This is a genomic window from Mycobacteroides chelonae CCUG 47445 (assembly GCF_001632805.1).
GTDB lineage: Bacteria > Actinomycetota > Actinomycetes > Mycobacteriales > Mycobacteriaceae > Mycobacterium > Mycobacterium chelonae.
The window spans coordinates 1,195,451-1,209,729 of the sequence record NZ_CP007220.1; the positions used below are offsets into that span (position 1 = coordinate 1,195,451).

Genomic DNA, 14,279 nt, shown 5'->3' on the forward strand with positions numbered 1-14,279 from the left:
CATGGGAGAGTTCGAGGGCAAGGTCGCCATCGTCACCGGAGCCGCACAGGGCATCGGCGAAGCGTACGCGCACGCGCTGGCCAGCCAGGGGGCGGCGGTCGTGGTCGCCGATATCAATGCCGAGTTGGGAGAGGACGTCGCCAAGCAGATCGTGGCCGACGGCGGCAAAGCGATCTTCGCGAGCGTCGATGTTTCCGACCCTGATTCGGCAATAGCCATGGCGGACAAGGCGGTCGCCGAGTTCGGCGGTATCGACTACCTGGTGAACAACGCCGCCATCTACGGCGGCATGAAGCTGGACCTGCTGCTGTCGGTGCCGTGGGACTACTACAAGAAGTTCATGAGCGTCAATCAGGATGGCGCGCTGGTGTGTACCCGGGCGGTGTACAAGCACATCGCCAAGCGTGGCGGCGGCGCCATCGTGAACCAATCATCCACGGCTGCATGGCTGTACTCAGGGTTCTATGGGCTGGCCAAGGTGGGCATCAACGGTCTGACGCAGCAGCTCTCTCGCGAGCTGGGCGGCCAGAAGATCCGTATCAACGCCATCGCGCCGGGGCCCACCGATACCGAGGCTACCCGCGGCACGGTGCCCGAACAGTTCCGCAGCGAGCTCGTCAAGAACATCCCGCTGAGCCGCATGGGCACCGTCGACGACATGGTGGGCATGTGCCTTTTCCTGCTGTCGGACAAGGCTTCCTGGATCACCGGCCAGGTGTTCAACGTCGACGGCGGACAGATCATCCGGTCATGACGCAGTCTGCTCTCTCCCTCGGGTACATCGGTCTGGGCAACATGGGTGCGCCCATGGCCCAGCGGCTTGTCGACTGGCCCGGCGGCCTGACGGTCTTCGATCTGCGGGCCGAGACCATGGCGCCGCTTGTCGAGGCCGGCGCGCGCGCTGCGGACAGCCTGGCCGATATCGCCGGGGCCGACCTCATCAGCGTCACGGTGCTGGACGACGCACAGGTACGTGAGGTGATCGGAGAACTCGCGCCCAAGGTCAAGCCCGGCACCATCATCGCCATCCACTCCACCATCAGTGACGCGACAGCGGTGCAGCTCGCCAAAGAACTCGCGCCACAACGGATTCACGTCATCGACGCACCGGTGAGCGGTGGCGCCCCCGGTGCCCACAAGGGTGAGCTGGCCACCATGGTCGGCGCCGACGACGCGACGTTCGCGCGGGTCAAGGAGCCCTTCTCGAAGTGGGCGTCGCTGGTGATTCATGCCGGTGCCCCGGGTGCGGGTACCCGGATGAAGCTGGCGCGCAACCTTCTACATTTCGTTGCCTTCACCGCGGCCGGGGAGGCGCAGCGCCTGGCCGAAAGTTGTGGCCTGAACATCACCGATCTGGGCAAGGTGGTGCGCCATACGGACGCCATCACCGGTGGGCCGGGCGCCATCATGTTGCGCGATACCACCGAACCGGTGACATCGGACAGCTTCTGGCACCCCATCTTCACGCATGTGCGCGGTCTCGGTGAAAAAGACCTGAGCCTGGCACTGGCGCTCGGCGAAGTGCAGTCCGTCCAGCTGCCGCTGGCCGCGTTGGCCCGCGAGCGACTGGCCGCGAGTCTTGGTGTGCCACACGAGGAAGGGGCAAGTAATGGATGAGCTGCGCCGCAGGGGCCTGGATAAGATGAAAGAGGTCTACGGCTGGGACATGCCTGACCTACCCGGCGACTACTTCAAGTACACCGCCGAGCATCTTTTCGGCACCATTTGGGATCGCCCGGAGCTGTCGATGCGTGATCGCCGGCTGCTGCTCCTGGGTGCGGTAAGCGCCCTGGGGCTGGACGAGATCCTGGAGATCCAAACAGGGGCCGCCCTGGCCAACGGTGAACTCACCGATGCCGAGCTGCGCGAGGTCGCGCTGTTCATCACCCACTACGTCGGGTGGCCGCTGGGGCAACGGGTCAACAAGCATGTCGAGATGGCCATCGCCAAACGCGCCAAGAAAGACGCGGAATCCTCCGGTGACTAGCCGATTCTCGGAGTTGTCCCGGGATCAGTTGGCGGTCCTGGTTCCCGAGCTGCTGCTCATTGGTCAGCTGATCGACCGCTCTGGAATGGCCTATTGCATACAGCATTTCGGCAGAGAAGAGATGCTGCAGGTCGCCATTGAGGAATGGGCGTCATCCAGTCCGATCTATACCCGGCGCATGCAGAAGGCGCTGCGGTTCGAGGGCGACGACGTGATCACCATCTTCAAAGGTATGCAGCTCGACATCGGCGCGCCGCCCCAGTTCATGGACTTCCGGTACACCGTGCACGACAAGTGGCACGGAGAGTTTCATCTCGACCACTGCGGTGCGCTGCTCGACGTCGAACCGCTGGGACCCGACTACGTGACGGGTATGTGTCACGACATCGAAGACCCCACCTTCGATGCGACGGCCTTCGCCACCAATCCGCATGCGCAGGTTCGCCCGATCCACCGGCCGCCGCGTACACCCGCCGACAGGCATCCGCACTGTGCGTGGACGGTGACTATCGACGAGTCGTATCCGGCGGTGTCCGGAATCCCGGCCCTGGATGTTGTCGGTGCATCGGTCGCCGCCGGGTGGGAATTGCGCGGAATCGATTCCGGAGATGTGGGAGCCTCCGACTACGCCGGACCGCTGTTGTCGGACTTGGACTTCGGTGCGTTCTCACATTCGGCACTGGTGCGGATAGCCGACGAGATCTGCCTGCAGATGCATCTGCTGTTCCTGGGGTTCTCCATCGCGGTGTGTAAGCGGGCGGCCGATGCGGAGCTGGCCCGCACCGTATGCACCCAGCAGTTGATCGGGCTGGCGGGTGTCGCCGCGGCGCGGATCAAACATGCGTTGCAGTTTCCCGACGGGATCGAGGGTGTCCTGCGGGTACTTCAGGTGCACCCGCTGTTGAGTCCGCTCGGCTATGTGAACGCCGAAATTTCCGGCGGTCAGCTCCATGTGTGGGAGTCACCCGCACACGAGGACCACGCCTGGATCTCGCTGTGTGGTCCCGCCGAGACGCGCCCGCTTCAGGCCATCGCGACGGCGGTCGATCCGCATATTGGCGTGGAGATTTCGGGAGACGCGCAGGATTGGGTGGCCTCGTTCGTCGAGCATGAGGGCGAGGACAAGCAGCTGCCCGAGGTCATGATCGCCAATGTCAGTGGGGGATCGCGGTTCGTCTTCGAGCCGCGCAAGTCGCTGCCGCTGACCGTGGTCTGAGACGCCGATGACAAAGGGATCGAAATCCGTTGCCCGGGTTCCGGTGCGGGTGCAGACCGCCAATGGTGTGGTGGAGGGATTCCACGATCAAGGCGTGCGCCGCTTTCGGGCCATACCGTACGCCGAGCCACCGGTGGGCGCGCTGCGTCTGCGCAGCCCGGTGCCCGCGAAGCCCTGGGCTGGGGTGTTGCCCTGCGATTCCTGGAAATCGGCGTCACCGCAGAAACGTATCTATGTGCCGCTTTCGCTCAACAGGTTCCAGGCGGTCAGCGAGGATTGTCTGACGGTGAACGTGACGATGCCGGACGATCCTTCCTCGGAGGCTCTGCCGGTGATGTTCTACATCCACGGTGGCGCCTATGTTTTGGGGAGTTCCGCGCTGGCCTTGTATGACGGCGCCGACCTTGCGCGGCGCGGCTGTGTCTTCGTCTCGGTGAACTATCGCGTCGGTGCCTACGGCGCGATCGATCTGTCGTCCCTATCGGATGATCGGCACACCATCGACAGCAATCTGTACTTACGCGACCTGGTGCTGGCGCTGCAGTGGGTGCGCGACAACATAGCGGCCTTCGGCGGAGATCCGGGCAATGTCACCATCTTCGGCGAAAGCGCGGGGGCGCATTGCGTCCAGATGTTGTTGGCTGTTCCGGCGGCGGCCGGGTTGTTCCAGCGCGCGATCTGCCAGAGCACGGCCAGCGGAATGATCCATACCCGTGATGAGGCGGCCGCCAATGCGCGCCGGCTCGTCGGGTATCTCGGTGTCGATGTCCGTAATGCCGCCGAGGCGGTCATCAATGCCGGGCCGCGCGATCTCGTCAGGGCGACACATCGGCTGCTCACCGCGAAAACCCGTGAGTCGGCCTTCTCGCTAGGCGTGGGCCCCAGCATCGACGGGGAGGTTGTGCCCGATGATCCGATCGCGATGATGGAACGCGGGGAGGCGCAACGGGTCCCCCTCATCATCGGATACAACGCGGAAGAGGTTCGGTTGTTCAACCGACTGCTGACCCGAGTGATGTCGGTGTCCCGGTTCGACGCCCGTGCTGTCGCGGGCACACTCGACGCACTGCGACCCGAGGCCGCGAAACGGGTGATCGATTCCTACGAGGGTTATCCGTCCAAGGCTGCGCTGGTGCGTCTGATGGGGGATGCGATGTTCGGCTCGGAGGCCTGGCGGGTGGCTCGGGCGCACAGCCAGCATGCGTCGGTCTACTTTTACCGGTACGACTATGCGCCGCGGCCGCTGCGGCGTTTCGGACCGGGAGCCGCGCACGCGACGGAGTTGTTCGCGGTGTTTGGTCTTTTCAAGCACTGGCCCGCGTTGGCAGGGAAACGCGATATGCCCGAGGCGCTGGCGTTGACCGAGGACATCCAGAGCCGATGGCTCGCGTTCGCACGAACAGGCGTCCCGGGCGTCGAATGGCCGGCCTACACAGAGCCTGAGCACGCGGTCATGGTGTTCGACCAGCATCGGCGTATCGACATGGACCCGCATCGCGTGCAACGGGAGCTGTGGCGCGATATCACCCGTGCAGCCTGAGCGGCTCGCGCGCGGGAACTTGCCGACCGAACGCTGCGTTGACGGTCAAAGCCCGCTGCCCAGGATGAATTCGACCGCCAGCTTTCCCGCCTGACCGAACTGGGGTACCCGGTCGGTGACCGTGCCAGTCAGCTTGGAATCCGAGTCGCTGACCTCCCGCAGTCAGCGGTCGACCCCGGCGATCACATCCCGTTCATTCTCATTGCCACCGGGGCCAGCTATGAGCAGACCGCGCCGTTGATGAGCCTCAATGGGCGCAAGGGCTTTCATGTGATGGACGACGGCGATGTGGACGTGTACCGGCCGATTGTGGAGATCCCGGATCAGGCTTACCTGCTGACCGATGTCGACACCGGCAGCGAGTTCTGCGACGTGACACCGGAGGCAGCCTTGCAGACGATCACCGCGCGTGGACGCACCCCGCTCACCATCGAGGAGGGCATCGCCATGGTGCTGTTGCGCCCGGACATGTTGCGCAAGAACAAGTGTTTCTCGCTGGCGGCCTCGCGGGGAAAAGGACAGCGGGTGCCTGCGATCTGGATATCCGATCGGCGTCCCAAACTCGGGTGGTGCTGGGACCGCAATCCGCACACTTGGCTGGGCACCGCCTCGTGCGGTAGCCGATTGGCCTTATAGGCCACTTCTTCCCTGCCGGATAGACGGGCGTGACTCGTCAACCGGTCACCTGTCACACTGTTACTAATGGTGGCGATGTCGGCACTGGTTTTCGGACTCAGCTGGTGGCTGGGTCTGTATCTGCTCGCGCGTAATCCCCGCAAGCCCGTCCTCGTCCTCGCCGCCATCGGGCTGATCGGCTACTCCGTAGTCGTCGCACTCGACGCCATCCGGGTCACCCCCGGCTCCGATGCCGAACTCCTGGGCCGCATCGAAGTGTTCACCGCGATCATTCCGAGCGTCTCCTGGCTGCTGGTGCTGCTGGAACTCACCAACACCGGTGACCGGTGGCGTGATCGCGCCGCGATGGCCGTACCCGGTGCGGTCCTGGCCATCGCGCTGCTCGTGGGCGCGTCATTGGCCGGCACCATCGCCGGTCCGGCTCAGCTGGGGCACTGGATCATGTTCTGTGCCAACGGGACCGCCGCCATCGGTGCGGCCATCTTGTTGTTCCGCCGCCGTGCCTCGATACCCGGTTCGGCGCGGGGTGTCGTCCTGGTCGCCACCATGTTCTTCACCCTTGGCGATGCGCAGCTGATCATTCCGCTCGGCATCCTTCCGAGCTGGCTGGCGTTGGCGTCGACCGGCTTCGACCTGGTGCTACTCGGTCTGGGTGTGGCGCTCTGGGACGCCTTCGACGAAGGACAGGCGTTGCGCGGCGACATGCTGCGTTCCTTTGTGGCCTCGATCCTTGTCGGGGCGTTGTTCGGGGCCCAGGCGATGATCGGTATCGCCGTTGTCGGGCAGTCGGTTGCGCTGGTGGTCCTGCTGTTCACCAGCGTGGGCTTGGCCATCTGCATTCAGGTGCAGTCGGGCCCCTTCGCCGACTTCCTTGACCGCCTGGCCTTCTCGCGTTCCCCGCAGCTGCGCCACGAGCGTTCCGAGCTGCGTAATACCGAGGCGGCATTGCCACTGAAATCGGCGTCGCCCATCGACGGCGTCGATGACGAGACGTTCACCCGTCTGACTCGCCGGGCCCTGAGCCACTACGGCGACCTGGCCAAACTCGTCGCCAGCCCGCTGACGTCACTGCCCGCGATCGATGAGCGACTTACCGATCGCGGCGCTTCCGACCAGCCCGTCGAGCGTGCCAATGAACTCAGAGCCGTGCTGGCCGAATCCATCTCGCGGCTCAAACCCCGGGACGACGGGGACTTCGGCACCACCGACCAATGGCGGTATTACAACGCCCTGTACTTCCCGTACGTCATGGGTGTGCGGGCATATGCGCAGGGCGCGACGGCGGCAGGACTGGACCCGGTATCGCGTCAGGCGTGGCAGTGGCTGGTCACCGAGGTGCCGCAGCGTTCGCTGCACAACTGGCAGAACGCCGCGGCCAAACTCATTGCCGCGGATCTGCGCGCACAGACCGTTCCGGTGCCCAACGGCGTTCGCACCAACGGTTCGTCACCAGTTCCGCGGTAGCCGTCCCCGTTCCCGACGCCATCCGGCGTGGCTGCCCGGATGCCACCTCCACGATGTCGGAATGAAGGGCCACGCCAGCGGCACGGCACGGCACAGTGTGCGGTAGGCGGCCTCGTCGGCCAGGTTCCATCGAATCCCAAAACGCTTGCGCACCTGGGGTGGCAAGCCGCCATAGATAGTCAGCCGCAGCGGAGGTGCCAACGCCATCCGCATCGGTGTGGTCGGCAACGCAAGTCGTGCGGCCGGCTTCAAATAGGGCGCCACCGGTAGGTAGGGGGACTTGCTCATATCGGGGACGGCGCGTCCCTCGATGACTTTCATCAGGTAATCAGCGGCAGGATTGGGGGTGAGCACCTCGTCGCAGTACCGGTCCCATTCCTGTTGGAAAGCCGCCCTATTCGGTGGCAGCGGTTGCTCGCTCATCGCGTACCGGCGATACCACTCGACACCCTCCTGGTAGAGCTGCTCACGTTCGGCGTCGGACAGTCGATGGCGGGAGTACCTGTCGATGGTTTGTTCGACCATCACCTGGAACGTGGCATGCGCCCACCAGAACGTTGTCGGGTTCAGTGCGTGATACCGGACGCCGTCGGGCTGGATTCCCTTGATATCGCGGTGAAAGTCCCGCACCTTCACCCCGGTACCGGCGGCGGGATCGTCGTACACGGTGCCCAGGATCGGTGGCAGCGAGCGGAACACCCTGTCAACGGGGTCTGCGAAGAAATTCGAGTGCTCGATCAGCGCGTAACCGATGGCGGGGTCCATCGTTTGCAGGAGCCCGGCCGTGCCGCCGGTGAAGGCGATGCGCATATCGCCAGCCCAGCGCCATAAAAGTGAATGACGGTCGAGCTGTGCACCGGGTGCGGTAGAGATGACATCCGCTGTTGTCATCCTTAGATGATGGCATACCGCGCGGCGAATTGGCAGGGATTGGCAGTGCCGAATGTCGAGATGGCAGTGCATCCCGAGGAATGTCAGTGGTGTCAGCTTTCACCCGGAGCTTTCACACAAGGAGTCCCCAATGTCCATAGCTTCAGAGAACGCCTCGGTGCTTCGCACACGATTCGCCCAACCCGACTCGCTCCTGCGATTCGGAATCGGCCTCGACGGCATTGCTACCGGTTCGGTTGCTGTCGTCCTGCTGATCGCCGCGAAATGGCTTGTCGAGCCGCTTGGTCCCTCGCTGGGATTTCAGGTGGCGCATGCCGCCGCGCTTATCGGATACGGGGTACTGGCCTTCGTGCTGAGCCGGGCTGACAGGTCCAGGCTCGGAACCATCGGCGCCGTCTATATCGCCGGCAACTTGCTGGCCACCGTCCTCTATGTGGCAGCAGGTGTCATGAAATGGGTACCGCTGACGACCGCCGGGGTGACGCTTTCCATCGCGTTCGGCATCTACACCGCCGTCATGGCGGACATCCAATTCCTGGGACTACGGCGCCTGCGCTCGGCGTAGCCGCCCACATGCTCGCCTCATTCTGAAGGCGAGCCGGTGCCGGGCCATCCAGTGGATGGCCCGGCACCTTCATGTTTTAGACCGGGGTCAGCGGCAAGCGCAGCGCGCCGGGTGCGGACTCGGGAACCGTCGGACGGTTGGGCTGCACCGGGAAGACGCGCTTGTAGGGCGAGCCCAGCGCCGGCCGTGGATCGAGCTCACCCTTGTTGGGCCAGAACGCCATTGCGCGTTCGGCTTGGGCGGTGATGGTGAATGACGGGTTCACTCCCAGGTTGGCCGAGATCGCCGAACCGTCGGAGACATACAGCCCGGGATATCCGTAGACCCGTTGGTACGGGTCGATCACGCCGGTCTCGGGAGAATCACCGATGGGACAGCCGCCGATGAAATGTGCCGTCAGCGGGATGTTCATCGAATCCAGGTGGGTGCTGCCCGCGTATCCGTCGACCTTGTCGGCCATCCGTCGTGCGACATCGTGCGCGACCGGGATCCAATCCGGGTTCGGTTCTCCGGAGCCCTGTTTGGTGGTCATCTTCTTGCCGAACAGTCCGCGCTTGAGATAAGTGGTCAGCGAGTTGTCCAACGACTGCATCACCAGCACGATGATCGAGTGCTGCGCGGCGCGGTAGGGGAACATCGATCGGAACACCATCGCGGGGTGCCGCACGTTGGCCAGCCAGGTGCGCGCGAAACGCCACGGGCCGCCGTCAACCATGTTGGTGCCCAACATGCTCAGGAAGGTCGAGCCTTCCCCGTATCGGACCACCTCGACATGGGTATTGGGCTCGGGGTGGATCGACGAGGTAATGGCGACGCCCTGCGAGAAGTCATCGCGGGTGGGGGAATAGACGATGGGCACCGATTCGGAGTTGGTGCGTGTCTGTTCGCCCAGGCGATCGGACAGGTTGGGCAGCGACCCTGAATCCTTGAACTTGTGCAGCAGCCGCTGGGTGCCCAGCGATGCCGCCGAGAACACCACATGCTGTGCGGTGAACGTGCGCTTCTTCTTGCGTATCAGCCGCCCGGTTTGTTTGGTGCTGATCGCATAGCCCTCACGATCCTGCAGGGGCCGCACGTCGAGCACCTCGGTAAGCGGATGTATTTCTGCGCCAGCGTGTTCGGCGAGATACAGGTAGTTGGTCTCGGTGGTGTTCTTGGCATTGTGCTTGCAGCCGGTCATACAGGCAGCGCAGCCGATGCAGCCGGAGCGTTCGGGGCCGGCGCCGCCGAAGAACGGATCCGGCACAGTCTTGCCCGGCTCATCGCCGAAGAACACACCGACATTGGTGGGGTGGTAGGTGTCTTCGACGCCCAGGTCCTTGGCGACGGCGAGCAGCACCTCATCGGGTGGGGTGGTGTGCGGAGTCTGCGCAACTCCGAGCATCCGGCTGGCCTGGTCGTAGTAGGGCGCCAGTTCGGACTTCCAGTCGGTGATATGCGCCCACTGCTTATCGGTGTAGAACTGCTCCAGCGGTTCATACAGCGTGTTGCCGTAGATCAGCGATCCACCGCCCACACCCACCGCGCTGGCGATGAAGGTCTTGCCCAGCACGGTAAGCCGCTGCGGTCCGAAGCACCCGAGCGCCGGTGCCCACATCGCCTTGCGAACGTGCCAGTTGTTCGGGGGAAAATCCTCGCGTTTCCAGCGTTTTCCCATATCTAGTATGCCGACTCGGTAGCCCTTTTCGGTGAGGCGGAGGGCCGCAACGCTCCCACCGAAACCGGACCCGATGACGACTACGTCGTAGTCATAGTCCATGGCGGTCAACCTACTGGTTGGTCGTGAGCTGTGGGGTGAAATCAGCCTTGCGCTTGGGCTAACGCGGCGCGCATCTTCTCGTGCAGCAGATTGATGGCCTGCAGCGGGCGGATCATGACCTTGAACTCCACGATCTTTCCGGCGTCGTTGCAGGTGATGATGTCGATTCCGTTGATGTACTTGCCGTCCACGGTCGCCTCGAACTCGAGTGCCGCGGTGTTGCCGTCCAGGATTTCCTTGGTGTAGTGGAAGTTGTTCTCGGGTCCGGCAAGGGTGGCGAAGGCGGCCAACAAGTACATGGCGGTGATCTGCTTGCCCTGCTGCGGGGTGAAGACCACGGGGGAGTAGAAGGCCGCGTCCTCGGCCAGCAGGTCGTTGAGCGCTTCCGGATTCGCGCCGGAAATGATGCCGTGCCAGGTTTCAACCACGTCGTTGATCATGCGCCGAATATACCATTCGGTCTACTTCATGCAAGCCGATCTATAGCTTGCGCAGGCGCAGCCGGTTGATCGAATGGTCGGCATCTTTGCGGAGCACCAGCGTCGCCCGTGGCCGCGTCGGCAGGATGTTCTCCAGCAGGTTAGGCAGGTTGATCGAGTGCCAAATCTCCTGTGCGGCAAGGGTTGCCTGTTTATCGGACAGCTTGGCGTAGTGATGGAAATGTGATGACGGATTTGCGAAGGACGTGGAGCGCATGGCCAGGAACCGGGAGATGTACCACTGTTCGATGTCTTCGATGCGGGCGTCCACATAGATCGAGAAATCGAACAGATCCGAGACCATCAGGGTGGGGCCGGTTTGTAGTACGTTCAAGCCTTCGAGAATCAGGATATCGGGTTGCTGCACAACGTGTTTCTCGTTCTTGATGATGTCGTACAGCAGGTGTGAGTACACGGGGGCGGTGACCTCATGGGCCCCCGATTTGACCTCGGTGACGAATCGCAGCAGCCCGCGTCTGTTGTAACTCTCGGGAAAACCTTTGCGGTGCATGATGTTCCGTCGGGACAGTTCGGCATTGGGGTAGAGGAATCCGTCGGTGGTCACCAGGTCCACGCGGGGATGGTGGTCCCATCGCGCCAGCAATGCCTGCAGCACGCGGGCCGTCGTCGACTTGCCGACCGCGACGCTGCCCGCGACGCCGATGACGAAGGGGACAAGACGGTCCGGGTGTTGGTCCCCCAGGAAGGTGGCGGTGGCGGCGAAGAGCCGCTGGCGGGCGGCCACCTGAAGGTGGATGAGGCGAGCCAGTGGCAGGTAGACCTCGGCGACCTCGGTCAGATCGATCTGCTCGCCCAGGCCACGCAGGCCGAAGAGCTCTTCCTCGGTGAGGACCAGCGGCGTGGACTTGCGCAGCGCGCGCCACTGTTTCCGGTCGAACTCCACGTAGGGGCTCGGCTCGCTCAGCCGCGGCATGGATGCAAGTCTGGCAGTAACCCTCCGTAAACGCGGCACTAGGGTTGTGTGACATGGGCGATAACGGCCGGTCGGAGAACAGCCTCGTCAACGAATACCTGCTGCTCGGGCTGCGATTTGACCGTATTGAGAGTGGATACGTCGACTCCTTCACCGGTGATCCGGCGCTGCGGCAGCGTGTCGAGAACGAGCCCATCCCCGATCCGGCAGACCTGGCCCGCCAGGCCGTGGCCCTGCAGGCCGAGCTGACCGCAAGTGACCTCGATGCCGCGCGCAAGGCCTTCATCGACACGCACTTGAAGGCGTTGGCCTGTGCCGGCCGCAAGTTCGCGGGCGAGAACATCGGATTTGTCGACGAAGTGCATGACTACTTCGACGTGCGCATCGCGAAGGGCGATGAAGAGCGCTACCAGGAAGCGCATGAGGCGCTGGAAAGTGTTCTGCCGGAGGGCGGTTCGCTGCTGGAACGGAAAACCGCCTATGATCGGTCCCAGGAAATCGACCCGAACCGCCTGCAGGAATGCGTCGACGCGTTCTCCAGTGCGCTGCGCGACCGGGTGCGCGCGGAGTTTCCGCTGCCCGACACCGAGACGATCACCTACGAGATCGTCAGCGACAAGCCCTGGTCGGGGTTCAACTATTACGAGGGCAATTACCGCTCGACAGTCGCCATCAACTCCGATCTCAAGCAATATCTGACCAATGTGCCGGCCCTGATCGCCCACGAGTCCTATCCCGGGCACCACACCGAGCACTGCCGCAAGGAGGCGGGTCTGGTGCACCTGGGGGACCAGCAGGAGCAGACCATCTTCCTGGTCAACACACCGCAGTGCCTGATGGCGGAGGGGCTCGCCGACCTCGCCCTGTACGCGGCCGTCGGTGACGACTGGGGGCCGTGGGCACAGGAGATCTACGCCGACCTCGGGCTGCGTTTCGACGGCGAACAGGCTCAGGCCGTCGGGCGGGCGCGGGCCGGACTGATCAACGTCCGCCAAGACGCGGCCCTGATGCTGCATGACGAGCACCGTGACGTCGAGGACGTCATCGCATTCCTGAAACGCTGGCTGCTGGTCTCCGACGAGCGTGCCCGGCACATGCTCAAATTCCTGTCCTCGCCGTTGTGGCGGGCGTACATCTCCACCTACGTCGAGGGCTATCAATTGTTGAAGGGATGGCTGGATCGTCGCCCCCCGGAACAGTCCCTCACGACCCGCTTCGGGCGGCTGCTCGACGAGCCCCTGGTGGCGTCCACGCTGACATAGCCGCCGACTAGGCTGATGGCCATGACGACCTCAGCATCCAGTGATATCGCGCAGGGCGCGCAGTACGCCGAGACCGCCAGCGCCGCCTACCGATCGGCCCTGGAAGTCATCGCGACCATCGAGCCGCGGATCGCGGATGCGACCCGTAAAGAGCTTGCTGACCAACGCGATTCGCTCAAGCTGATCGCCAGCGAGAACTACGCCTCGCCGGCCGTGCTGCTGACCATGGGTACCTGGCTGTCTGACAAGTACGCCGAGGGCACCATCGGCCACCGCTTCTATGCCGGTTGCCAGAACGTCGACACCGTCGAGGCACTGGCGGCCGAGCACGCCCGCGAGCTGTTCGGGGCGCCGTATGCCTACGCGCAGCCGCACTCGGGTATCGATGCCAACCTCGTCGCCTACTGGGCGATCCTCGCGACACGCGTCGAGGCCCCCGCGCTGGCCGAGAAGGGGGTGCGCAATGTCAACGACCTCTCCGAGACCGATTGGGAGGAGCTGCGCCACCAGTACGGCAACCAGCGCCTGATGGGTATGTCACTGGACACCGGTGGCCACCTGACCCACGGCTTCCGCCCGAACATCTCGGGCAAGATGTTCCACCAGCGCAGCTACGGCACCGATCCCGAAACCGGCCTGCTGGACTACGACGCACTGGCCGCGGCGGCACGCGAGTTCAAGCCGCTGGTGCTGGTGGGTGGCTACTCCGCCTACCCGCGCCGGGTGAACTTCGCCAAGCTGCGTGAGATCGCCGACGAGGTGGGCGCCACCCTGTTCGTCGATATGGCGCACTTCGCCGGCCTGGTCGCCGGAAAGGTGTTCACCGGCGACGAGGACCCGGTGCCGCACGCCCACATCACCACGACCACGACCCACAAGTCGTTGCGTGGACCCCGGGGCGGCCTGGTGCTGGCCACCGCCGAGTACTCCGATGCCGTGGACAAGGGCTGCCCGATGGTGCTGGGCGGACCGCTCTCGCACGTGATGGCCGCCAAGGCCGTCGCCCTGGCCGAGGCGCGCCAGCCCTCGTTTCAGGCGTACGCACAGCGCGTCGCGGACAACGCCAAGTCACTGGCCGAGGGTTTCCTGAAGCGGGGCGCACGCCTGGTCACCGGCGGAACCGACAACCACCTGGTGCTGCTCGATGTGCAGTCCTTCGGGCTCACCGGGCGGCAGGCCGAGTCGGCCCTGCTCGACGCCGGCGTCGTCACCAACCGCAACGCCATCCCGGCAGACCCCAATGGCGCCTGGTACACCAGCGGCATCCGGTTCGGCACCCCGGCGCTCACCAGCCGCGGTTTCGACGCCGACGAGTTCGACAAGGTCGCCGAGCTTGTGGTCGACGTGCTGTCCAACACCGAGGCCGATGGCACCTCGAAGGCGAAGTACACCCTTGCCGATGGTGTCGCGGATCGCGTGAAGGCCGCTTCGGCCGAATTGCTGGCCGCCAACCCCCTGTATCCGGGACTCACTCTCTAGGGTCTTTAGTCACCACGAGCGGACGCTTAGTACCCGCCCTTACTGGGGTTTTGCGGTACTAAGTGTC

At 64.2% G+C, this 14,279-nt stretch carries 14 protein-coding genes; 10 read left to right on the forward strand and 4 right to left on the reverse strand.

Annotation, left to right across the window (positions count from 1 at the left end; genetic code table 11):
* The first annotated feature begins 1 nt into the window (after position 1).
* From BB28_RS05900 to BB28_RS05930, 7 genes are all read left to right on the forward strand, one after another.
* Positions 2-754 carry an SDR family oxidoreductase gene (locus tag BB28_RS05900; protein WP_046252819.1) on the forward strand — a complete coding sequence of 251 codons (753 nt, stop codon included), beginning with the start codon at positions 2-4 and terminating at the stop codon, positions 752-754.
* Positions 751-1,617: an NAD(P)-dependent oxidoreductase gene (locus BB28_RS05905; protein WP_046252820.1), complete on the forward strand. Its 867-nt coding sequence runs from the start codon at positions 751-753 to the stop codon at positions 1,615-1,617. The genes BB28_RS05900 and BB28_RS05905 overlap by 4 nt, the downstream gene beginning before the upstream one ends.
* Positions 1,610-1,987: a carboxymuconolactone decarboxylase family protein gene (locus tag BB28_RS05910; protein WP_046252821.1), complete on the forward strand. Its 378-nt coding sequence runs from the start codon at positions 1,610-1,612 to the stop codon at positions 1,985-1,987. The genes BB28_RS05905 and BB28_RS05910 overlap by 8 nt, the downstream gene beginning before the upstream one ends.
* The gene (locus BB28_RS05915) at positions 1,980-3,203 is read left to right on the forward strand and encodes a hypothetical protein (RefSeq protein ID WP_081252215.1); all 1,224 of its coding nucleotides are present in this window, start codon (positions 1,980-1,982) and stop codon (positions 3,201-3,203) included. Before BB28_RS05910 ends, BB28_RS05915 begins: the two co-directional genes overlap by 8 nt.
* 7 nt (positions 3,204-3,210) lie before the next feature.
* The gene (locus BB28_RS05920) at positions 3,211-4,743 is read left to right on the forward strand and encodes a carboxylesterase/lipase family protein (protein WP_046252822.1); all 1,533 of its coding nucleotides are present in this window, start codon (positions 3,211-3,213) and stop codon (positions 4,741-4,743) included.
* Between the two features lie 90 nt (positions 4,744-4,833).
* Positions 4,834-5,379: a DUF5701 family protein gene (locus tag BB28_RS05925; RefSeq protein ID WP_046252823.1), complete on the forward strand. Its 546-nt coding sequence runs from the start codon at positions 4,834-4,836 to the stop codon at positions 5,377-5,379.
* A 66-nt stretch (positions 5,380-5,445) separates the two neighbouring features.
* Positions 5,446-6,843 carry a hypothetical protein gene (locus BB28_RS05930; RefSeq protein WP_046252824.1) on the forward strand — a complete coding sequence of 466 codons (1,398 nt, stop codon included), beginning with the start codon at positions 5,446-5,448 and terminating at the stop codon, positions 6,841-6,843.
* Here BB28_RS05930 and BB28_RS05935 read toward each other — a convergent pair.
* Complete coding sequence (locus BB28_RS05935; RefSeq protein WP_046252825.1) at positions 6,826-7,734, reverse strand: oxygenase MpaB family protein; 909 nt, start codon at positions 7,732-7,734, stop codon at positions 6,826-6,828. The genes BB28_RS05930 and BB28_RS05935 overlap by 18 nt on opposite strands.
* Before the next feature lie 130 nt (positions 7,735-7,864).
* Between BB28_RS05935 and BB28_RS05940 the strand changes: the two genes are divergently transcribed.
* Entirely contained in the window at positions 7,865-8,299 is a 435-nt protein-coding gene (locus BB28_RS05940) for a hypothetical protein (RefSeq protein ID WP_046252826.1), read from the forward strand.
* A gap of 76 nt (positions 8,300-8,375) precedes the next feature.
* Here BB28_RS05940 and BB28_RS05945 read toward each other — a convergent pair whose 3' ends face one another.
* Genes BB28_RS05945 through coaA form a run of 3 tightly spaced genes read right to left on the reverse strand, consistent with a single transcriptional unit; the run spans position 8,376 to position 11,471 of the window.
* Complete coding sequence (locus BB28_RS05945) at positions 8,376-10,058, reverse strand: GMC oxidoreductase (protein WP_046252827.1); 1,683 nt, start codon at positions 10,056-10,058, stop codon at positions 8,376-8,378.
* Positions 10,059-10,099: 41 nt separating this feature from the next.
* Positions 10,100-10,498 (reverse strand): nuclear transport factor 2 family protein, encoded by a 399-nt coding sequence (locus BB28_RS05950; RefSeq protein WP_046252828.1) that lies wholly within the window; start codon positions 10,496-10,498, stop codon positions 10,100-10,102.
* A gap of 40 nt (positions 10,499-10,538) precedes the next feature.
* Complete coding sequence (gene coaA / locus BB28_RS05955; protein ID WP_030094690.1) at positions 10,539-11,471, reverse strand: type I pantothenate kinase; 933 nt, start codon at positions 11,469-11,471, stop codon at positions 10,539-10,541.
* 53 nt (positions 11,472-11,524) lie between these two features.
* On the opposite strand from coaA, the gene BB28_RS05960 reads away from it, so the two are divergent.
* Both BB28_RS05960 and BB28_RS05965 read left to right on the forward strand, forming a co-directional pair.
* The gene (locus BB28_RS05960) at positions 11,525-12,733 is read left to right on the forward strand and encodes a hypothetical protein (protein ID WP_046252829.1); all 1,209 of its coding nucleotides are present in this window, start codon (positions 11,525-11,527) and stop codon (positions 12,731-12,733) included.
* A gap of 21 nt (positions 12,734-12,754) precedes the next feature.
* Complete coding sequence (locus tag BB28_RS05965; protein WP_109535956.1) at positions 12,755-14,212, forward strand: glycine hydroxymethyltransferase; 1,458 nt, start codon at positions 12,755-12,757, stop codon at positions 14,210-14,212.
* The last annotated feature ends 67 nt before the right edge of the window (positions 14,213-14,279 follow it).